At 43.9% G+C, this 21,069-nt stretch carries 22 protein-coding genes and 6 pseudogenes; 25 read left to right on the top strand and 3 right to left on the bottom strand.

Going from position 1 to position 21,069, the window contains the following annotated elements; genetic code table 11:
* Positions 1 to 235: 235 nt before the first annotated feature.
* The 19 genes and pseudogenes from FFV08_09270 (at position 236) to FFV08_09180 (ending at position 13,274) form a co-directional block, all read left to right on the top strand.
* Complete coding sequence (locus FFV08_09270) at positions 236 to 952, top strand: YebC/PmpR family DNA-binding transcriptional regulator (protein QLB52769.1); 717 nt, start codon at positions 236 to 238, stop codon at positions 950 to 952.
* A 141-nt stretch (positions 953 to 1,093) separates the two neighbouring features.
* Positions 1,094 to 1,216: pseudogene (locus FFV08_09265) on the top strand (DUF4352 domain-containing protein).
* Between the two features lie 112 nt (positions 1,217 to 1,328).
* A complete protein-coding gene (locus FFV08_09260; protein ID QLB52768.1) occupies positions 1,329 to 2,471 on the top strand; it encodes an amidohydrolase in 1,143 nt (380 codons plus the stop codon).
* A 118-nt stretch (positions 2,472 to 2,589) separates the two neighbouring features.
* Entirely contained in the window at positions 2,590 to 3,417 is an 828-nt protein-coding gene (locus FFV08_09255; GenBank protein QLB52767.1) for an amino acid ABC transporter substrate-binding protein, read from the top strand.
* 116 nt (positions 3,418 to 3,533) lie between these two features.
* A complete protein-coding gene (locus FFV08_09250; protein ID QLB52766.1) occupies positions 3,534 to 4,916 on the top strand; it encodes a M20/M25/M40 family metallo-hydrolase in 1,383 nt (460 codons plus the stop codon).
* A gap of 16 nt (positions 4,917 to 4,932) precedes the next feature.
* The gene (locus tag FFV08_09245; protein QLB52765.1) at positions 4,933 to 5,526 is read left to right on the top strand and encodes an MptD family putative ECF transporter S component; all 594 of its coding nucleotides are present in this window, start codon (positions 4,933 to 4,935) and stop codon (positions 5,524 to 5,526) included.
* A gap of 31 nt (positions 5,527 to 5,557) precedes the next feature.
* Positions 5,558 to 6,403 (top strand): DNA-directed RNA polymerase subunit delta, encoded by an 846-nt coding sequence (locus tag FFV08_09240; GenBank protein ID QLB52764.1) that lies wholly within the window; start codon positions 5,558 to 5,560, stop codon positions 6,401 to 6,403.
* Between the two features lie 11 nt (positions 6,404 to 6,414).
* Positions 6,415 to 6,957, top strand: a complete 543-nt coding sequence (locus tag FFV08_09235) for an ECF-type riboflavin transporter substrate-binding protein (protein QLB52763.1) — start codon at positions 6,415 to 6,417, stop codon at positions 6,955 to 6,957.
* A gap of 108 nt (positions 6,958 to 7,065) precedes the next feature.
* Positions 7,066 to 7,287: pseudogene (locus tag FFV08_09230) on the top strand (fructose-6-phosphate aldolase).
* A 272-nt stretch (positions 7,288 to 7,559) separates the two neighbouring features.
* Positions 7,560 to 7,759, top strand: a pseudogene (locus FFV08_09225) (hypothetical protein).
* The gene (locus tag FFV08_09220) at positions 7,743 to 7,940 is read left to right on the top strand and encodes a helix-turn-helix transcriptional regulator (GenBank protein QLB52762.1); all 198 of its coding nucleotides are present in this window, start codon (positions 7,743 to 7,745) and stop codon (positions 7,938 to 7,940) included. The pseudogene FFV08_09225 and the gene FFV08_09220 overlap by 17 nt, the downstream one beginning before the upstream one ends.
* A 19-nt stretch (positions 7,941 to 7,959) precedes the next feature.
* Positions 7,960 to 8,454 carry a hypothetical protein gene (locus tag FFV08_09215; GenBank protein QLB52761.1) on the top strand — a complete coding sequence of 165 codons (495 nt, stop codon included), beginning with the start codon at positions 7,960 to 7,962 and terminating at the stop codon, positions 8,452 to 8,454.
* Positions 8,455 to 8,498: 44 nt separating this feature from the next.
* A complete protein-coding gene (locus FFV08_09210) occupies positions 8,499 to 8,975 on the top strand; it encodes a hypothetical protein (GenBank protein QLB52760.1) in 477 nt (158 codons plus the stop codon).
* The gene (locus FFV08_09205; GenBank protein QLB52759.1) at positions 8,972 to 9,649 is read left to right on the top strand and encodes a CPBP family intramembrane metalloprotease; all 678 of its coding nucleotides are present in this window, start codon (positions 8,972 to 8,974) and stop codon (positions 9,647 to 9,649) included. Before FFV08_09210 ends, FFV08_09205 begins: the two co-directional genes overlap by 4 nt.
* A gap of 9 nt (positions 9,650 to 9,658) precedes the next feature.
* On the top strand, positions 9,659 to 10,150 hold the full coding sequence (locus FFV08_09200; GenBank protein QLB52758.1) for a hypothetical protein: 492 nt from the start codon (positions 9,659 to 9,661) through the stop codon (positions 10,148 to 10,150).
* Positions 10,151 to 10,288: 138 nt separating this feature from the next.
* Positions 10,289 to 11,275: a rhodanese-related sulfurtransferase gene (locus FFV08_09195; GenBank protein QLB52757.1), complete on the top strand. Its 987-nt coding sequence runs from the start codon at positions 10,289 to 10,291 to the stop codon at positions 11,273 to 11,275.
* 354 nt (positions 11,276 to 11,629) lie between these two features.
* Positions 11,630 to 12,433 (top strand): annotated as a pseudogene (locus FFV08_09190) (helix-turn-helix transcriptional regulator).
* 56 nt (positions 12,434 to 12,489) lie between these two features.
* Positions 12,490 to 12,905 (top strand): annotated as a pseudogene (locus FFV08_09185) (VOC family protein).
* Positions 12,906 to 12,914: 9 nt separating this feature from the next.
* The gene (locus FFV08_09180) at positions 12,915 to 13,274 is read left to right on the top strand and encodes a TfoX/Sxy family protein (protein ID QLB52756.1); all 360 of its coding nucleotides are present in this window, start codon (positions 12,915 to 12,917) and stop codon (positions 13,272 to 13,274) included.
* Positions 13,275 to 13,281: 7 nt separating this feature from the next.
* On the opposite strand, the gene FFV08_09175 is transcribed toward FFV08_09180, so the two are convergent.
* Positions 13,282 to 13,575 carry a hypothetical protein gene (locus FFV08_09175; protein QLB52755.1) on the bottom strand — a complete coding sequence of 98 codons (294 nt, stop codon included), beginning with the start codon at positions 13,573 to 13,575 and terminating at the stop codon, positions 13,282 to 13,284.
* Positions 13,576 to 13,578: 3 nt separating this feature from the next.
* Here FFV08_09175 and FFV08_09170 point away from each other — a divergent pair, with 3 nt between their 5' ends.
* The 6 genes and pseudogenes from FFV08_09170 to FFV08_09145 all read left to right on the top strand — a co-directional run bounded on the left by FFV08_09170 (position 13,579) and on the right by FFV08_09145 (position 19,321).
* Complete coding sequence (locus FFV08_09170; protein QLB52754.1) at positions 13,579 to 14,496, top strand: DUF4299 family protein; 918 nt, start codon at positions 13,579 to 13,581, stop codon at positions 14,494 to 14,496.
* A gap of 180 nt (positions 14,497 to 14,676) precedes the next feature.
* On the top strand, positions 14,677 to 14,937 hold the full coding sequence (locus FFV08_09165) for a hypothetical protein (GenBank protein QLB52753.1): 261 nt from the start codon (positions 14,677 to 14,679) through the stop codon (positions 14,935 to 14,937).
* Positions 14,938 to 15,156: 219 nt separating this feature from the next.
* Positions 15,157 to 15,918: a phosphorylase gene (locus tag FFV08_09160; protein QLB52752.1), complete on the top strand. Its 762-nt coding sequence runs from the start codon at positions 15,157 to 15,159 to the stop codon at positions 15,916 to 15,918.
* A 9-nt stretch (positions 15,919 to 15,927) separates the two neighbouring features.
* A pseudogene (locus tag FFV08_09155) lies at positions 15,928 to 17,612 on the top strand (ABC transporter ATP-binding protein).
* Positions 17,605 to 18,441 (top strand): energy-coupling factor transporter transmembrane protein EcfT, encoded by an 837-nt coding sequence (locus FFV08_09150; protein QLB52751.1) that lies wholly within the window; start codon positions 17,605 to 17,607, stop codon positions 18,439 to 18,441. Before FFV08_09155 ends, FFV08_09150 begins: the two are co-directional and overlap by 8 nt.
* Positions 18,442 to 18,460: 19 nt before the next feature.
* On the top strand, positions 18,461 to 19,321 hold the full coding sequence (locus FFV08_09145; protein ID QLB52750.1) for a CPBP family intramembrane metalloprotease: 861 nt from the start codon (positions 18,461 to 18,463) through the stop codon (positions 19,319 to 19,321).
* Between the two features lie 209 nt (positions 19,322 to 19,530).
* Here FFV08_09145 and rsmG read toward each other — a convergent pair whose 3' ends face one another.
* A complete protein-coding gene (gene rsmG, locus FFV08_09140; protein ID QLB52749.1) occupies positions 19,531 to 20,244 on the bottom strand; it encodes a 16S rRNA (guanine(527)-N(7))-methyltransferase RsmG in 714 nt (237 codons plus the stop codon).
* An 81-nt stretch (positions 20,245 to 20,325) separates the two neighbouring features.
* On the bottom strand, positions 20,326 to 21,069 hold the full coding sequence (locus FFV08_09135; protein ID QLB52748.1) for an ABC transporter ATP-binding protein: 744 nt from the start codon (positions 21,067 to 21,069) through the stop codon (positions 20,326 to 20,328).

Here is a 21,069-nt window from a genome sequence, read left to right as displayed (position 1 = left end):
GACAGACCTGCCGGATTCGGGAAATAGAATTTATCGTCCAGTTGCTCTTTGAGCGACTGGATTTTTTATGGAATTGAAAACTGAAATCAATTTTGTCTCGATTTCAGCCCAGCAGAAGTTGAAGAATACAACCAGAATCTTCTAGAAGCTATCATTTTTTCTTAGTGATTTTTCTGATTCCCTGTGTTATAATAAGAAAGATTAAAAATGTAATTTATCAAAAGGAGAATCTCCAATGGGACGTAAATGGGCCAATATTGTGGCAAAGAAAACGGCCAAAGATGGCGCGAACTCAAAAGTATATGCTAAGTTTGGTGTGGAAATCTATGTAGCTGCTAAAAAGGGTGATCCAGATCCAGAGTCTAACACAGCTTTGAAATTCGTTATCGACCGAGCTAAGCAGGCTCAAGTGCCGAAGCATGTCATTGACAAGGCCATTGATAAGGCAAAAGGAAACACTGACGAAACCTTTACTGAAGGCCGCTATGAAGGATTTGGGCCAAGCGGTTCTATGCTGATTGTCGATACACTGACTTCAAATGTCAATCGGACTGCAGCCAATGTCCGTGCTGCTTTTGGTAAAAATGGCGGTAATATGGGAGCTAGTGGCTCAGTTGCCTATTTGTTTGATAATAAAGGCGTGATTGTCTTTGCGGGTGACGACGCTGACAGCGTCTTTGAGCAGCTGCTGGAAGCGGATGTGGATGTTGATGATGTTGAAGCAGAAGAAGGAAGCATCACTGTCTATACAGCGCCAACCGACCTTCACAAGGCCATCGTGGCTCTGCGTGAATCTGGTATTCAGGAATTCCAAGTAACTGAGCTTGAAATGATTCCTCAGTCTGAAGTAGAGTTGACCGGTGAAGACCTCGAAACCTTTGAAAAACTATATAGCGTTTTAGAAGATGACGAAGATGTCCAAAAAATCTATACGAATGTAGATGGATTCTAAAGAAACTTGACCTGTAGTTGGAGCTACAGGTTTTTCTGTAATGAGAAATATCAAACTGTATTTACCAGTGCAGCTAAGTATGGTAAAGTACAAAAGTCATAGTATTAACTTATTAAAGAGATGAGCTTGACGGCCTGTGCTTTGCTCCAAACCCCAGAACGAGATTATCAGTTGAAATTTGTAAAGACAGATGGCAAGTGGGTCTTGGAGCATGATTTTTCTTATGAATCTATTGTCATCTCTTTTGAAGGTGATATATCATAATTCTAAAATTGGAGAGCTAATGATTGATGATTGGCTCTCTATTTTTGTTTCCGCGTTCAGCTTTGTGCTATACTGGATGGTAGATAGGTGTATTCGAGTAAAGGAGTCTGCCATGAAAAAATTTTATGATAAACTAATGCGAACGCGACATTATCTTCATCAGCATCCAGAGCTGTCTGGGCAGGAATTTGAAACGACAGCTTTTCTAAAAGGCTATTTAGAAGATTTGGAGATTAGGATTTTAGAAACCGGTCTGAAAACTGGCCTAGTTGCCGAGATTGGCTCTGGCAGGCCGGTTATTGCCCTGAGAGCAGATATCGATGCTCTGCCCATTTTGGAGCGGACAGGTCTGCCCTATGCCAGTCAGAAATCAGGCGTCATGCACGCTTGCGGCCATGATTTTCATCAGACCAGCCTTTTGGGGGCAGCGGAGCTGCTCAAGGCTATGGAAAGTGATTTGAGAGGGACAGTTCGTCTGATCTTCCAGCCGGCTGAGGAAACTTCTCAGGGAGCCAGCCAGGTTCTTGCTACTGGCCTATTGGACGATGTGTCTGCTATTATCGGCTTTCACAATATGCCTCAGCTTAAGCCGGGACAGCTGGCACTTAAAGCGGGAGCCATGATGGCTGGAGTTGAGAAGTTCAAGGTGGAGGTAGAAGGAGTCAGCAGCCATGCGGCTAGACCAGATTTGGGTGTTGATACAGTATTGACCTTAACCAGTATGATTCAAAACCTGCAGGCTCTAGTGGCCCGCACAGTGTCTCCTTTTGAAGCGGCTGTCTTGTCTGTAACTCATATAGAAGCGGGGGCAACTTGGAATGTACTGCCGCAGTCGGGCTTTTTTGAAGGAACGATTCGCAGCTTCAATCCGACCTTGCAGCAGCGTCTCAAGGAAGACTTTATCCGAATTGTAGAGAATACAGCTGAGAATTTTGGAGCTCAGGTCAGGATTTCTTGGGACCATACTCCGCCAGTGACCTATAATGACCCCGAATTGGCTGAGCTGCTTTATGAGCACTCACAGAATCTGGCAGAGGTCCTGCCTGCCAGCCCATCCTCGGCTGGAGAAGATTTTGCCTTTTATCAGGAGAAGCTTCCAGGCGTCTTTGCCTTTATCGGCTCAAATGGTGCGGAAAATGCTCCTGATCTCCATCATGACAGCATGGTTATTGACGACGAAGCCTTCAAAATTTCCGTTCCTTACTATGTCGAAAGTGCCCTCTTTCTCCTGCAGCACTACAGGCAGAAAGTCTAGTAAATGACTGCCTCAGAGCTGATAAAGAAAAGCTATCACCTCCATAAAAAATATATAATGGTCAAGCTTCTTCTTATTTGATATGATAAAGAAAGACTTTTTAGGAGGAATTCGAAATATGAACCTGAAGAAAACCTTGAAATACTTCTCTCTGGCAGCCGTCAGTGTCTTGGCCCTTGGTGCTTTGGTGGCTTGCTCATCATCAAGTGAGAAGAAAACAGAGAAAACAAAGGTAGAAGTCGGAACAGTGGGAACGACCAAACCATTTTCATACGAGGATAAAGACGGCAATCTGACTGGCTATGAGATCGAAGTCCTTCGTGCTATCTTTAAGGACTCAGACAAGTATGAAGTCAATTTCAATAAGACCAAGTGGGCATCTATTTTCTCAGGTCTGGACAGCGACCGCTACCAGATCGGTGCTAATAATATCAGCTATTCTGAAGAACGGGCTGACAAATATCTCTATGCTAGTCCCTATGCGAAAAATCCAACAGTTTTAGTTGTCCGTAAGGGTGAGGGAATCAAATCGCTGGATGACATTGGCGGCAAGTCTACTGAGGTTGTTCAGGGGACTTCAACAGCTCAGCAGCTAGAGGACTACAACAAGGAACATAGCGATAATCCGACAAAAATCAATTATACGGATGGAACCATTCAGCAAATCTTGGCCAATCTGAATGACGGCCGTACGGACTATAAGATTTTTGAGCGCATAACTGTAGACTCTATTATCAAAGATCAAGGCTTGGATAATCTGGAAGTGATTGAACTTCCAAGCGACCAGCAGCCTTATGTTTATCCGATTATTGCAAGCGGTCAGGAAGACTTGCAAAAATTTGTCAACAAGCGAATCAAAGAACTCTATGAGGATGGTACGCTTGAAAAACTATCACAAGAATTCTTTGGCGGCTCTTACCTGCCAGATGCAAAAGACATCAAGTAAGAAATCCCATCAAGTTCGGTCTGCATTTGGCCGACTAGACTTTGATACAAGAAATACGATAAGGGCGGGGAAGCTTATTTCCCCAGCCCTTTATCTGCTGTTAATAGGAGTAACGCATGCCTTTCTCAACTGAGACTGAACAAATCAAGAAATTTGAAAACGACGAGGTAGCCCAGCACTATTTTGAAGTGCTGCGGACCTTGATCTCTAAAAAATCAATCTTTGCCCAGCAGGTTGGCCTGCAGGAAGTAGCCAACTATTTGGGAGAGATTTTTACAGCTGCTGGAGCCAAGGTCATGATTGACGACAGCTATACTGCTCCCTTTATTTTGGCGGAGTTTCTTTCTTCAAATCCTGCTGCTAAGACCATTATTTTCTACAACCACTACGATACAGTGCCAGCAGATGATGATCAGCCCTGGACCAATAATCCTTTTACATTGTCAGTTCATTACGGAGTTATGTATGGGCGAGGAGTGGATGATGACAAGGGACACATTACCGCTCGTCTGACAGCCGTTCGCAAGTATATTCGAGAGCACGGTGATTTGCCAGTCAATATCATCTTTATGATGGAAGGGGCAGAAGAGTCCGCTTCGACAGACTTAGATAAATATCTGGCCAAGCATCGCAAACGCCTGCGAGGAGCAGATTTGCTGGTCTGGGAGCAAGGCAGCCGCAACAATCTAGGGCAGCTAGAAATCTCGGGCGGTAACAAGGGGATTGTTACCTTTGATATGACAGTCAAAAGTGCAGATGTAGATATTCATTCCAGCTTCGGTGGCGTTATCAATTCAGCTTCTTGGTATTTGCTCAATGCTCTATCTAGCTTGCGCAGTCCAGACGGCCGCATCTTAGTTGAAGGAATCTATGAGCAAGTTCAAGAGCCTAATGAGCGGGAACTAGCCTTGATTGAGGAATATGCCCTGCGGACTCCTGCAGAACTGAGTCAGGTCTATGGCTTAAAATTACCGGTTTTGCTGGACGAACGTAAGGAATTTCTCCGTCGCTTTTACTTTGAACCTTCGCTGAATATTGAAGGCTTCGGATCAGGCTATCAAGGCCAAGGGGTTAAAACCATTTTACCTTCAGATGCCCAGGCTAAGATGGAGGTTCGTCTGGTGCCAGGTCTGGAGCCACAAGATGTTTTGGACAAGATTCGTCAGCAACTAGATAAAAATGGCTATCCAGCGGTTGAGCTGACCTATACCTTAGGAGAGATGAGTTATCGCAGCGACATGAGTGCGCCTTCCATTCTCAATCTTATTGAGCTGGCTAAAGATTACTACCAAGAGGGCATCTCTGTTCTGCCGACCTCAGCTGGAACTGGTCCGATGCACACGGTCTATGAAGCCTTGGAGGTTCCTATGGCGGCTTTCGGACTTGGAAATGCCAACAGCCGAGACCATGGCGGAGATGAGAATGTGAAAATTGCTGATTATTATACGCATATTGAGCTCATTCAGGAGTTGATTGGCAGTTACAGTAAAGCTGACTAGCGGGAAAGGAAGTCTTATGCTATACTCTATAAGAAAAGACAAACTGAAGCAGGCTGGCTTCTTTTACCTCTTTTATTTCCTAGCCATGATCTTAGGCGTCTTGGTTGGGCTTCTATTTGACCGCTCAGGCAATATGTTTTACGCTCCAGCTTTTACAGCTTTCTTTGGTGGAGTTCTGTTTATCTTCTATACTGAGAAAATAAAGACCTTCGGTCTAATCAGCGGCTTAGGCTGTCTGCTAGGTCTCTTCTTTCTGCTTAGTCGACATGGCTTTGGAGCCTTTCTACCAGGTTTGATTTGCGGTGTTTTAGCGGATCTTATAGCTCGGTCAGGCGGCTATCAAAAGACTGTTAGAAGCTTGCTGTCTTTTATGGTTTTCAGCTTTAGCACAGCGGGGCCTATTTTCCTAATGTGGCTGGCGCCCAAGCAGTATGAAGCTAGTCTTCTTGCCAGAGGAAAGACTCAGGCTTACATCGAGCAAGTCATGCTTAAGCCGGAACCCAGCTTAGTCCTCTGGTTTGTAGCCAGCATTTTACTGGGGGCTTTACTAGGCGCCCTATTAGGAAGAAAAATCCTTAAAGTTAGACATTCCAAGTCAGCTTCAGTCTAACTATCATTGTAAATATAAGTAAGGAGAAAATATGAACAATTTACTCGTACTCCAGTCGGACTTTGGTCTGGTAGATGGAGCTGTGTCAGCCATGATCGGAGTGGCGCTAGAAGAGTCTCCCACTCTGAAAATTCACCATCTGACTCACGATATCACCCCTTACAATATCTTTGAGGGAAGCTATCGTCTCTTTCAGACAGTTAATTACTGGCCGGCAGGAACGACCTTTGTGTCAGTAGTGGATCCGGGTGTGGGCTCCAAGCGTAAGAGTGTGGTAGCCAAGACTAAAAAAGGTCAGTACATCGTTACGCCTGATAACGGCACCCTGTCTTTCATCAAGAAGCATGTCGGCATTGAGGCCATTCGGGAAATTTCTGAAGTGGAAAACCGTCGTAAGAATACTGAACATTCCTATACTTTCCATGGTCGTGATGTCTATGCCTATACGGGTGCTAAGCTAGCCAGCGGTCACATCAGCTTTGAAGAGGTTGGACCAGAGCTTAAAGTTGAAGACATTGTCGAAATTCAGGTAGTCGAAACTACGATTGCGGATAATTATGTCAGCGGAGCTATTGATATTCTGGATGTCCGCTTCGGCTCTCTTTGGACCTCTATCACCCGCGAAGAATTCTGCACCTTAAAACCAGAATTTGGCGACCGCTTCGAGGTTACCATCTACAACAATGACATGCTGGTTTATCAAAACCAAGTAACCTATGGCAAGTCCTTTGCGGATGTCCGCATCGGTCAGCCTATCCTCTATATCAACTCCCTCTATCGGGTCGGCTTAGCGATTAACCAAGGTTCCTTTGCTAAGGCCTACAATGTTGGTGTCGGTGCCCAATGGCATATTGAAATCAAGAGAATTGAAAATTAAGGAAGAAGAACATGAAAAATAATACAATCAGAAACGTAGTCGCAACAGGAATTGGAGCAGCCCTATTCGTAGTCCTCGGAATGATCAATATTCCAACGCCTGTACCCAATACCAGCATCCAGCTCCAATACCCTCTGCAAGCTCTTTTTAGCGTCATCTTTGGACCAATCGTCGGTTTCCTTATGGGCTTCATTGGCCACGCCATTAAAGACGCTATGAGCGGTGGCGGACTCTGGTGGTTCTGGATTGCTGGCAGCGGAGTCTTCGGTCTATTAGTTGGCTTCTTTAGAAAATTCTTCCAAGTGGAAGAAGGAAAATTTGAAGTCAAGGACATTATCCGCTTTAACTTGATTCAGATTGGAGCCAATGCAATCGCTTGGCTAATAGGCCCGATTGGTGACGTGATTGTGTCTGGTGAGCCGGTCAATAAGGTTATTGCTCAAAGTATTGTAGCAATTCTGGTGAATTCTGCGACAGTAGCTGTCATCGGAACTGTCTTGCTGACTGCTTACGCTCGCACCCGCACCCGCGCAGGAAGCCTCAAAAAAGATTAATCATAGTAGTTTCTATCAAAGAATAGCTGCCTATACGACTGGGCGGCTTTTTTGCTAGTGGTGAATCATACAGTTGTCCATCAGGAACTGGACAATTTAAACAATTTACGACTTCTTGCAGATTTGCGCACGATTATTGATATTTATGATTTTAAAGCTGAAATCATTGCAGCTAGTATTCGTAATTCAGCACATGTTGAAGCTGTTGCAAAACTTGGTGTTCACATTGCGACCATTCCGGATAATTTATTTGAAAAAATGACGCAGCATCCACTGACTACCGATGGAATAGCCCAATTTATGAAGGATTGGGAAGCGTTTAAACAATAAGTTTTAGGGTAGGTATGGGAAATAGAAGTCTCTGCCTCTGACTATATTTTAAGCAGGCCATAGCGACTTAGAAGACTTTGACTCTTTGTCAACAGATCTAGGTTGCGGATAAGATTTGGAGAAGATCAAACTGGTCTTCTCTTTTTGATGTTTAAATCTGTGGAAATTACTTCTGAAATAATGTAAAAAATAAAAGATAAAATGTAAATTATATATTGCATTATTTAAAATATATTGTATAATAGACTTATAATGATGAAAGGAGCGATAGCATGAATAGGAAAATAAATCATCTGCTTATTCCTCTTGCTTGGCTAGTATTAGCTGTTGTGTTTATAATTCTAGGGATAATTCAGAAAAATCAAATGTTGCTTATTTTTGGTTTTGCTGATATCACTTTTGCTTGTGCTTTCTATGTTATATTCGGGCAAAGAAAGACGATAAGGACGATGGCCATGGCAAAAAATCTTAGACTAAAAATGGCACGAGCTGAGCATGATATGACCCAAGGGGACTTGGCAGATGCTATCGGAGTGACCCGCCAGACCATTGGCTTGATTGAGGCAGGTAAGTACAATCCCAGCCTCAGCTTATGCTTAGCGATTTGCAAATGTCTCAATAAGACTCTGGATCAGTTGTTTTGGGAAGAATAGGAAGAAAGTGAGAAAGAAAATGAAAGACAAACCACAAAAAGTCTATACAGACGAGCGGACTCTACAACTTGAGCGAAAATTAGGAAATGAAGTTGCTTTTTTTGCGATTATTTTGCTCGTTATTTCTATTTTTATCAAAATCATGATTTGGCATGTGCCAGTAGAAGGCTACTTACCAGAAATTCTAGTTATTTTGGGTATGGAAATGTATGCTGGAATTCGTAGCTGGCAATTGGGACTTGATATCAGACGCTACAAGCCATCTATCGGGCTTAAGAGTTTCAGAAGTCGTTTGGCTAACGGAGCTAACCTAGCGATTGTAATTATGGCTGTTCTGATGTGGAGTGGAAATTCAGCTCTTCGACTATTTTTTCAACATTACCCAATTTTGCAATTTATTTTTATTTTAGCTTTGATAACCGCCTTTTCCAGTATGATTGATAAGGCAGTCAACCATTTTTATCAAAAGAGGCAGGCACTATTAGATCAAGAACTAGAAAATGATGAGAATTAGCATCAATGAATCTTCAACTTATAAATAAGAAAGCGAGAAAGAGAATGAAGAAGCAACCTGTTATAAAAGATGAACGAACAGAGAAATTGGACGGTAAAGTTGCGGGAGAACTAGTGCTAGGAATGTTCCTCTTCTTAGCTATCTCTGTATTTTGCAAAGCCTATGTCTTCCATCTGAGCTTGCTGGCCTATCTGCCAGAAGGTATTCTGCTTACCCTAGTAGGTCTATATGCCTTGCTTCGTCGCGTAAGCTTAGGTATTGATGTTGGTGATATGGTGAGAGAGGAAAAATGGGCAGAGCGTTTTGGCGGTGGCATTGTCTTTGTTCTCATTGTTATTGGCATTGATTTCTTTGGTCAGCGAGAAAATCTGGCTGGCATGTTGAGCATTTTGTATCTGCTCAAGTTGGCTCTTGCAATGGTACTGTTTATGCTTGGAAGCCTGAACATGGACAAAATCAGTCTTTACCTAAACGGCAAAGGTCAGGCAAAGCTCGATCAGGAATTGGAGGACGAAGAATGACTTGGTGGAAACGATTGATCTGGGTTGGCTGCGCTTTTTTAGCCTTAGCCTTGTATATGCTCCCTATGCTGTTTCAGCAGCTAGCAATAACTTATCAATTTCCCAAACAATGGACTATTGGTCTTGGGCTTTCGATGATTTTTCTAGTTTTGCTGGTCTTTGTCGTGGTAGCAAAGAAAACTGGAATCTTATCCCAGTCTGGAAAAATCTTTCAAAAAGGAGACGGGAAGCGAATTGCTCTAGGTCTCTTAGGCATGTTGCTCACATCTGTCCTTGGGAGGGTATTACTCCGTTGGCTACATGGAGAAGTGACAACGGCTAATCAGGCATCTTTGATGGAGGAGTTCCGAAGGGGAAATGCGATGTTGTTGGCCATCATGCTTGGTGTTTTAGCGCCTATCGCAGAAGAAATTATTTTCCGTGGTATCATCCCTCTAAAAATCTTTAAAGGCTATGAAAGCTGGGGCTATATCATAGGCGGACTGCTCTTTGCGCTTTTTCATGGCCCAACCAATATCATGTCTTTTGTGATTTATGGTGGTGCCTCTGTGATTTTGACCTTGCTGGCTTATCGAACTCGGCGCTTGGAAGTCAGTATCGCAGTTCACATGATAAATAACGGACTTCCTGCCATTCTTATGTTGTTAATCCCTATTTTGGGAGTAGAAGTATAGGAGCTTGAAATGAAAATTAAACTTATTAAACGTCAGATCTTGGACGAGCGGGAAGAGCAGCTTGTCAACAAGGCCGGTATGGAAGCTTTTAGTTTCTTCTTGTACAGTAGTTTAGCCTTATATGCTGGTTCCGTAGTTATGAATGCTGGAGCCATTCACTATCAACCTTTTTTGGTTTTGATTATCATTGCTTCTCTTTATTTCATATGTCGAGCTCAGCATCTGGGAGCTAATTATTACAATAGTTTCAGTCTGACTATCTGGGGCGTTCTAGTTTCGACAGGCTTTCTGACTTTCTTGATTGCTTGCCAGAATTTCCAACTGAATCACGCTATTTATCATAATAGTGTTTTTCACCCCATGTTTCTATTTGTTATTTTAATTACTTTTATCATTCACTTTCCCTTTATGCTGCTGGTCAATATTTTCTTGGAGTATATAAACAAATGGCAGAAAAAGCGCTTTGAGAAGTATTTGGATCAATTGGAAGAAGAGCGATAACTTGTCCTTTTCATTTAAACTTTCCAGCTCTGCTATTTTTCAAACAAATTTTTTGCCCAGCTTTTCTTCTCGGGTTATAATAAATAGATGAATTAAAAAATTCAGAAAATTTTATAGAGAAAAGAGAGTTGAAATCTTATGGCAAAAGATATTCGCGTCCTACTTTACTACAAATATGTTCCGATTGAGAATGCTGAGAAATTTGCAGCTGATCATCTGGCCTTCTGTAAATCTATCGGTCTTAAAGGCCGTATCTTGGTAGCAGATGAGGGAATCAATGGAACGGTTTCTGGTGATTATGAAACCACTCAAAAATACATGGATTATGTGCACAGCCTTCCGGGCATGGAAGACCTTTGGTTCAAGATTGACGAAGAAAACGAACAAGCTTTCAAGAAAATGTTTGTTCGCTACAAGAAAGAAATCGTGCACTTGGGCTTGGAAGACAATGATTTTGATAATGACATCAACCCGCTGGAGACGACAGGAGCTTACTTGTCACCTAAGGAATTTAAGGAAGCGCTCTTGGACGAAGACACTGTTGTCCTAGATACTCGTAACGACTATGAGTACGATTTGGGTCACTTCCGTGGGGCCATTCGTCCAGACATCCGTAACTTCCGCGAATTGCCGCAATGGGTCCGTGATAACAAAGAGAAGTTCATGGACAAGCGCGTGGTTGTTTACTGTACCGGTGGTGTTCGTTGTGAGAAATTCTCAGGCTGGATGGTGCGTGAAGGCTACAAGGATGTCGGCCAGCTTCATGGCGGTATCGCGACTTACGGCAAGGATCCAGAAGTTCAAGGTGAGCTTTGGGACGGCAAGATGTATGTCTTTGATGAGCGTATCTCCGTTGATATCAACCATGTTGATCCAGTCGTGATTGGGAAAGACTGGTTTGACGGGACTCCTTGCGAGCGCTATGTCAACTGTGGCAATCCAGAGTGTAACCGCCGCATCTTGACTTCAGAAGAAAATGAAGACAAGTACCTCCGTGGCTGTTCTCACGAATGCCGCATTCATCCTCGCAACCGCTATGTGGCTGAAAACGACCTGAGTCAAGCAGAAGTGGTGGAGCGTTTGGCTGCGATTGGAGAAAGCTTGGAAACACTAGTGGCTCAGTAATTTAATCGTGAAGAGTTTGGGACAAAAAGATTTCAATTTTTAAAAATCTTAATTATTAAGCCCTTCAAATCTATAATTAAATGCGAAAAGCGAACAAAGCAGAATTCTGATTACCAGAAAACTCGTTTTGTTCGCTTTTTATATTTGAGGTTGGACTTTTGTCCCAGACTCATTTATTTACAGGTAAAAGGCTTGTTGGACAGAGATTTGGAAAAGCAGACTATTTCCTCATGTTCTTGGGACATCTCGCGGAGTATCACTTACTTTCTGGTTTTCTTTCTGCGGTTTTGATTTTTTGTCCTTTCTTTTTGATATGATATAATGAGCTTAAATAAATGGGAAAGGAGCAAGTCTATGTCTAAAGCTATTATGGAAGAAGTGGCAGCCTATCTGCGTCAGCATGCAGATGAAGAGCTGAGTCTGACTGATTTGGCTCAGTATTTCCATTATAGTCCTTCCCATCTATCCAGAACTTTCAAGAAAAAGATGGGCTTTTCTATCAAGCAATATATGGAAGCTCTTAAGATGGAAAAGGGGATTCAGGAAATTGTGGAAGGACGGCAAAATGTGACCGAGACCTCTATGGAAGCTGGTTATGATAGTCTAGGCAGTTTTTCCAATACTTTTAAGCGACATACTGGACTTTCACCCAAAAAATATTATCAGGAATCAACCAAAGCTTATGATTTTATGGTAAAACAGCTGGATGAGAAGGGAGCTTTGTTGCATCAGGATCCCGACTGTAAAAGTGACAATCGGTTGACTGTGGCGCTATCTTATCCTGAGGGGTATGAACCACGCATTAGCTGTGTCGGGCTTTTTAAGACCCGCATACCCAAAGAAGAGCCGGTTATCGGAGTAGCACTGAGTCAGGAGAGACGGTTTACTTTTGAAAATGTACCGGATGGTCACTACTATCTTTTGGCCTGTGAATTGCTGGAGGATTTACGCCTAACTAAAAACTATGTCTTGAAACACAACTTTCGCTGAGGCAGCGATGAACCTCTCACTTTTTCAGGCGATAGCATCTATCAAGAGGAAATCAGCATGCGCAGGCCCTTGCCCAGTGATCCACCTATTACAGTTAATCTTCCAGTTTTAATCATGCGTTCCCTAGCCAAACAAGCGCAATTGAGAATAAGAAAATTTTTATCCTAATTGATAAACTGATACTAGAGATCTATTCTCAGATATAAAAAATTGGAGGAACAATAATGAAATTAGACGTGTTTTTAAGTTTTAATGGTCAGGCCGAAGAAGCTTTTCGTTTTTATGCGGACCTTTTTCAGACAGAGATAAAGGGACTTGTTAGAGCTAGTGATATGATGGATCCAGCTAACCTTCCTGCAGAAAAACGAGATAAGGTTGCCTGGATTGCCTTAGATACGGAAAACTTAACCCTGAATGGTGAGGAGATGTAGGCATTTTTAACAACCTATCTATTCCTAGCAATCATCAGCCCAATCAATGGTTGGTTCTGAGCCCAGACAGTAGAGAAGAAGCCGATGAGCTTTTTGCCAAGCTTGCTGAAGGTGGACAAATTCTCTATCCTTTAGAGGAACAAGCTTTCGCAGAGTTTTATGGCCGCTTGATTGACCGTTTTGGTATCGGCTGGGATGTGATGAAATGAGGTAGAAGGATGGCTTATAGTGAATCCTTAGCCCAGCAAGTCCGTGCCATTTTAGCTACTGAACTTCCTCCTCATGTTTTTGAAGAAGAGGTAGAAGAGAAGAAGATGTTTGGTGGTTTGGCTTTTATGGTCCGAGGTAAGATGACCGTTACTGTGAGTTCGAGAAGTCAAGAGCTTGTCATGGTACGCATCGGTAAGGAAATGGAAAAGCAGGTCCTGCCCAAAAATGGTGCTAGTGTGACGTTAATGAAGGGCAGGCTTTATCATGGCTATATTGATTTAGATGCCGAAGGACAAAAAGAACTGTCTTACTGGATCAAGCTAGCCTTGTCCTACAATCAGGAGATGACGCAGCAGGATAAAAAGTAAGAAGAGCTCAGAATGAGTTTGGCACATTTAGAAACCAGGCCCAGTTTGTCCCTTGTTCTTTTATGAAGTTCAGATATCTTGTGACAACCTGTATTAATGAAGTTTTCAGCCGGAACGTCTCTTCATGGATACAGGTTTTTTCGTCTTTTCCTTCCAAAAATGTTATACTAATACCAGAGTCCGTTTTGCGAATGGAGTTTATCCCTAAAAGCCTTGGAAAAAAGCGAGTTTGTACCAGTATTGAGTGTTGATTTTGCATTTTCTCGCTTTCAGAAAGGCTTTTGTCGTTAGAAAGGAGCATGGTATGAGTATTTCTTTTTACATTCAGAATCGAAAGGGCTTGTTTAGCTATAAGGCGGTCGAAACACCCTTGTCTTTGGTTTCCTTGGTAGAAGGGCTTGAGGTTGTAGGCCTCGAGGGCGATAAGGCTTATCAATCCTTGGGACAGGTCGGAACTTTTCTGGCTGTCTATTGGGAAGGGGCAGGCCGAGGGTTTGAAGTTTATTATCTGCCAGACCGAGAAACCTATCAGATCCGCGTCTTGACACCATCGACTGTGGGTGACTGGAAAGGGGCCATTCTCTTTATGAGTCGTTTGGCTCAAAAGATGAAGCAGGATATTGTCGATGAATACGGCACCACTTATACTGCTGACGGGATTTTTAATATTGATTTTGAAGCGGATATTCTCTATGGCCTGAACGATGCCAGAGTGGCAGCTGCGCCTATGCATGTTTTCGAAGGCTATGCTCATGATTTGTACATGTCGCAGGAAAAGCTTCTGGAACTATTCAAGGCTGAAGATCCTGTGGAGGAGTTTGGCAGGCAGATGGCTGAGATGCAGCAGGTTCAGAGTCAATTTTCTACTCCTAAGTATTATAAGGATCAGGGTGGGAAATACCTGGGTTCTTATGTTCTGGCAGAAGGAGTGGATACAGTCCTTCCTACTCAGCCCATGCCCAAGGGCTACCTGGTTAAAGAGATGATTGAGAGCGGTGCTAGTCAAGACATGGAATGGCATCTCCATATCCTGATAGAGGATGCCAGCAGTCCGCAGGGCTATAAATATCTGACAACAAAGGATTTAAAAGATTTTTTGGAGAAGATTCCAGACACTCACCGCACTTATCTGGATTCCAGTCAGATTCGGATTCAGCCACTCAATCGGCTGGAACTGGAAGCTATTTTGGCTCAACTTCCCGATGGAGAACCGAAGTTTTAGCGCTAGGAAAATTTACTTTTTGAATCTTAACAGAGCTGCCAAAAGGCGGCTTTTTTAGGTCTGTCAGCAGTTCTCACAATTTTGTGACTCTTTTCTTTTTGATAACATTATTGAAAATATCTTGAAAATTTCAAAAAGAAGCTATAGAATAGAGGTCAGTTTTATAAAAAGGAGAACGAAATGAAAGAAAAACACATGCTAATCTTGGGCTGGGTGGCCACTTTTATGTCTGTTATGATGTATGTTTCCTATATCCCACAGATTATGAATAATCTAGCTGGCAACAAGGGTGACTTTATCCAGCCTTCAGTAGCTGCTCTAAACTGTACTCTCTGGGTCATTTATGGTCTATTTAAAGAGAAGCGGGACATTCCTTTGGCAGCGGCTAATATGCCGGGTATTGTATTTGGCTTGATTACTGCTGCAACAGCCCTTATGTAAGATGAGATTGGGATTTATGCCCAGTCTTTTTTGTTGGAAAATCATTGGACAAAGTATTCACCTCATTTGTAGCTATAGAGTCTGCCTATGGCTTTGGCTATGTAGAAAATATGCAGGCAGCGTTCAGCAGACCGCCTTTTTATGATACAATGGTAAGATGAAGTCAGCAGAGAACTGCTGCCTGTTTCATCAGGAAGAAAGGGATAAGAAAGCAAGCCTATGATACTTGAAGAATTTGACCAAAGTCGCAAGGCCATCATCAACCCAAAAGACTTGAATGAATCCATAGAGGGTTTTCCAGAGACGGCTGTTTCCTGTTTTGCCAGAGAGACTTTTGCGCGGATGCTAGCGGATTTTGAGCATGAACTGATTACGACGACCAGCATGGCTAATATTGAAATTCCTATCTATCGTATTTTCGCGGATGGACGGGAACTGGCTCTCTTCAATGCACCGGTTGGAGCTTCGGCCTGTGTGGCTATTCTGGAAGACCTGATTGCTTTTGGCATGAAGAAGCTGGTGCTTTTCGGTACTTGCGGTATCTTGGATGAGGAGATTAAGGAAACGTCTGTCATTATCCCGACGGAGGCCCTGCGTGATGAGGGGACTAGCTATCACTACCAGCCAGCTAGCCGTGAGCAGGAAGTCAATCTTGGCTTGAAAGATTTTTTGACGGCTTTTCTGGATGAGCGCGGGATTTCCCATAGCAAGGGCAAGGTCTGGACGACAGACGGCATTTACCGTGAGACACCAGCTAAACTCCGTCAGAGAAAGGCTGAGGGAGCTATCTGTGTGGATATGGAATGCTCAGCTGTAGCGGCCTTAGCAGCTTTTCGAGAGATAATCGTCTGCCAGTTCTTTTATGCAGCCGACCACTTGTCTGAGGAAGCTTGGGATATGCGCAACTTAGCCAATCATGCAGACTTAGACGAAAAAGATAAGATTGCCAATCTCGCGATTCAAATCGCTCTGGCACTATAGAGAAATAAGATGAAAAAACCAATTATCCAATTTGAAGACTTTAGCTTTCAATATCAGGCCCAGTCTGAGCCGACCCTGAAGCAGATCAATCTGACTATTTACGAGGGGAGAAGGTTCTGATTGTCGGGCCGTCTGGCTCTGGGAAGTCAACGCTGGGCCAGTGCCTTAATGGAATTATACCTAACATTTATAAAGGAGAGGCCAGCGGTCAGCTCTTGATTAAGGGGCAGCCAGCCTTTGAATCCAGCATTTATGATAAGTCCAATCTTGTCAGCACGGTCTTGCAGGACACGGATGGCCAGTTTATCGGGCTTAGCGTAGCAGAAGATCTGGCCTTTGCGTTGGAAAATGACGTGATGGAGCTGTCGCTTATGCGCGAAAAAGTTAAAACCTGGTCAGAGAAGCTGGATTTAGCTGAGCTTTTACAGCATCGGCCCCAGGATCTATCAGGTGGTCAAAAGCAGCGCGTCAGTCTGGCTGGGGTTTTGATTGACGAGAGTCCTATTCTGCTTTTTGACGAGCCCTTGGCCAATCTGGATCCCAAGTCGGGTCAGGATACCATTGATTTGATTGACCAGCTTCATCGGGAGACGGAAACGACGACTCTGATTATCGAGCATCGCTTGGAAGATGTTCTTTACAGACCGGTAGACAGACTAGTGCTTGTCAATGACGGACGCATTCTCTTTGACGGACAGCCGGATGACCTGCTCAGGACCCAGCTGCTAGCTGAAAATGGCATCCGCGAACCGCTCTACATTACCACTCTACGCCAGTTGGGTGTTGATGTGGAAAATACTGAAAGATTGTCCCGTTTGGATCAGCTACAGCTGGCAGATGTGACCTTTGAGGGCAGAGACTGGTCTGACTCTGATAAAGAGCCTCAGGAGCCCTTATTGGAACTAGAACATGTTTCCTTTGCTTACCAGAGCAGCGGCAAGCCTATTTTGCAGGATATCAGCCTGAAGATTTTCAAGGGTGAGCGGATAGCCATCGTTGGTAAAAATGGAGCTGGTAAGTCAACTCTGGCCAAGGCTCTCTGTCAGTTTATTGAGACTGAAGGAAGCTATAGCTGGAAAGGTCAGAACATCAAAGGAGACTCTATCAAGGAGCGAGCTGAGCGGATTGGCTATGTCCTGCAGAATCCCAATCAGATGATTTCGGCAGCCATGATTTTTGATGAAGTGGCTCTAGGTTTGCGCTTGCGCGGACTGGCAGAAGCGGAAATCGAAGAGCGGGTCCATGCGGCTCTCAAGACCTGTGGCCTTTATGAATTTCGTAGTTGGCCGATTTCGGCCCTGTCTTTCGGCCAGAAGAAGCGGGTGACTATTGCGTCTATCTTGGTGCTGAATCCGGAGATTATCCTCTTGGATGAACCGACAGCTGGTCAGGACCAGCGCCATTATACCGAGATGATGGACTTTCTAGACGAGCTCAATCAGCAGGGACATACGATTATCATGATTACGCACGATATGCAGCTGATGCTGGATTACTCAGATCGGGCAGTGGTTGTGGTGGATGGTCAGATTTTAGCCGATAAGGCGCCTGCTCAGGTGCTGACAGATCAAGAGTTGATTACGGCGGCTCATCTAAAGGAAACGTCTATCTTTGCTCTGGCTGAGAAGATTGGTGCCGACCCTCTGGCTTTGACCGAGTTTTATATGCGAAAAAAGGAGGATAAGCATGCTTAATCAGCGAAAATTAATCGGCTACCATGCAGGCGAGACGTTTCTTCATGGTCTGTCCGGTGCCAGCAAGATGCTGTTCTTCGTTCTGGTATCAGTAGCAGCCATGATCAGCTTTGATACTCGCTTTTTGCTGGTGCTAGCCCTGCTGTCCCTCTGCCTCTTTCGGCTGTCCCACATCCGCATCCGAGACATTTCATTTGTTTTAGTCTTTGCGGCATCCTTTGCTGCTCTTAACTTAGTGATGGTCTATCTTTTCGCGCCTCAGTATGGTGTCGATATCTACGGAGCCAAAGATGTCCTCTGGACTGGCTGGGGAGCTTATAATCTAACAGCTCAGGAGCTGTTCTACCTCTTTAATCTCCTGCTCAAGTATGTTTCGGCCATACCTCTGGCAGTGATTTTCCTCATGACAACCCATCCCAGTCAGTTTGCTTCCAGCCTACATCAGCTTGGTATTTCCTATAAAATTGCTTACGCGGTCAGTCTGACGCTTCGCTATATTCCAGATTTGCAGGAAGAGTTCTTCCTGATTCGAATGTCCCAGGAAGCGCGTGGGCAGGAATTATCCAAGAAAGCCAAACTGACTCAGCGCGTGAAAGGAAATCTGCAGATTATCATTCCGTTGATTTTCAGCTCGCTAGAGCGCATCAATACCATTGCCACGGCCATGGAGCTGCGCCGTTTCGGAAAAAATAAAAAACGGACCTGGTATACCTATCAGGCTCTAAGCAGACGAGATATGCTGGTGCTGACACTGGCAGTCGCTTTTCTATTGCTTTGCTTTGCTCTCTTCGCAGTTAATAACGGCCGCTTTTACAATCCGTGGAGGTAGGAAAGGGGAATAAGAAAGTATGAAAATAAAGAGAATTAAAGACCAATATGTCCGACAGATTCAAATTGTTTTGATTATTTATTTGGTTTGCTGTATTCTGCGGATTGCAGACTACATGATTTTGAGGACGGATCAGACATTCTGGGGAGAATCTTTTGTCCACAAACTCCTAGGGCTTGTACTACTGGTCCCAGCTTTGCGTTTTTACGGCCTGAATTTCAAACAAATTGGCTTGGGGACAAAAAACTTGTTCCGTCGAGTTAGTCTAGGTCTAGTCTGGGGGAGTTTATTTTTTGCTTTAGCTTATCTGATAGAAATCGCTGTGTTGCTGAGTCAAGGAAATTTTCTGGGGCTTGATTTCTATGTGTCTGCTTATTCGGTCAACGGCAATATCGGCCAGCAAAGGGGCCTTCTTTTTCTATTGATCTGTCTGGCAGGCAATCTCATCAATGTCCTCATGGAAGAAGGAATCTTTCGTGGACTCTTTCAAAAAGTTTTTGAAAGAAAATACAGCTTTATAAAAGCAGCTCTTTTTTCGAGTCTCCTTTTTGGTTTCTGGCATATCATGGCACCCTTCAGAAGTTTGCTTGATGGGGAAATGAGCTTGACAGGCTTCTGTATTAATAGTTTGATTTTAGTTCTCACTAGTTTTCTGATTGGTCTTCAGTTTGCTCTTATGGCTAAGATGACGGGAAGTCTCTATATGGGTATGGCTGTTCAGTTTGTTAATAACACGGTGGTTAATCTGCTTCATGTCCTATCAAAAAACGGAACGGATCAGCTACTTAGTCTTCGAATTACCGTGGCTCAGACCTTGTCATTTTTAGTGCTTTTAATCTACTATCAAACACGAAAGCGGTCGCGTAACGAAGTTCTTTAGTACATCGGATTTTTTTCAACTAATCTAAACGAGGCATTTAAAAGAGGCTGGGACAAAAAGATTTCAATTTTTAAAAATCTTAATTATTAAGCCCTTCAAATCTATAATTAAATACGAAAAGCGAACAAAGCAGAATTCTGATTACCAGAAAACTAGTTTTGTTCGCTTTTTATATTTGAGGTTGGACTTTTGTCCCAGACTCTTGCTTTTTATAATGGTCTTTTGTTTGGCATGCCTGCTTTGCGGGGGTATTTATTGGGGGTTTCTTTCTTCTTTTCCACCACTGTGATAAAGCGAGGGTCACCGTTTGGTAGGGCATAGCTGAGGTTGTCTTGGAACTTGCTAAAGAGCAGGTTCAGGGCATTTTTGGCTTCATATAGTTCCTCGGGGGCATTGGACGCCTTGAGGGCCAGAAGCTTGCCACCAACCTTGAGGTAGGGAATAGTCAGCTCAGACAGAACCTGCATCCGAGCGACTGCACGAGCAGTGACCAGGTCAAATTGAGCCCGAAAGGCCTTGTCCTGAGCAAGGTCTTCTGCGCGGCCGTGGTAGAAGTGAACCTTGTCCAGCTCCAGCTCCTCTGCCAGCAGTTTGAGGAAATTGATTCGTTTGTTGAGGGAGTCAATGATGGTCACATCCAGCTGAGGACAGATGATTTTCATAGGGAGGCTAGGAAAGCCGGCACCAGCTCCGATGTCCAGCAGCTTAAGCTCTTGATTATCAATCAGGCCTTGCAAAACGGGTGCAATTGAATCATAGAAATGTTTGAGATAGACTTCATTTTTCTCGGTGATAGCTGTCAGATTGATTTTTTCATTCCATTCGACCAAGAGTTCAAAATAACGCTCAAACTGGTCTTTCTGGCGGTCGGTCAGCTCGATTCCCTGCTGGGCTAAGAGCTGGTAAAATTCTTGCGGTGTCATAGTTTCATCCTTGTTTGTCAGTATTCATCCTATTATATCATAAAAAGGAGACCCCGGCATTCTGCCAAAGGGCTTCTTTTTTCATATGCCAATCTGATTGAGCTCCGCCAAGAGCAGCTGACGTCGCTCATCTTGATGGGCAGCTGGGTCAAAGAGAACTTCTTTTTTGATCTTGCCATCTAAAATGAGCAGTACCTTGTCGGCATAGGTAGCCACGCTGGCATCGTGGGTTACCAGAAGGATACTTGCACCCTGCTGGTGGAAGTGCTGCATGAGCTCCATAGCCTGACGGCCGGCTTGAGAGTTGAGCGCCCCAGTAGGTTCGTCAGCAAAAATGATTCGAGGCTGGTTCATGAGAGCCCGGCAGATGCCGGCTCGCTGGAGTTGGCCGCCCGATACCTGATGGATAGTGCGGTGAGCAATGTCCTTAATCCCGGTCAGAGCCATTAAGTCCTTGGCTCGCTCATAGGCTGCCTTTCGCTCGCTGCCTTTCTTACCGATAATACTCGGTAGGCAGATATTGTCTAGGATATTGAGATTTTTCAGGAAGGTTGCCTGCTGGAAGACAAAGCCGAAAGCCTCTCTTCGAAGACGGTCCAAGTCCTTGTCTTTCATAGCCAGCAAGTCCTGTTCCTCGTAAAGAATCTGTCCTTGATCAGGTTTGTCAATAGTGGACAGAAGATTGAGAAGAGTGGATTTCCCGCAGCCAGAAGGTCCCATGATGGCGATGAATTGGCCGCTTCCAATCTCCAGCGACAAATCACGGAGAATGGGCTCCTGATTTTCCTGATAGCTTTTGCTGAGGTTATGTGCTTCTAATAACAT

It is taken from the genome of Streptococcus sanguinis (assembly GCA_013378335.1).
Taxonomy (GTDB): Bacteria; Bacillota; Bacilli; order Lactobacillales; family Streptococcaceae; genus Streptococcus; species Streptococcus sanguinis_I.
This window is presented reverse-complemented; position numbering and strand designations above follow the sequence as displayed.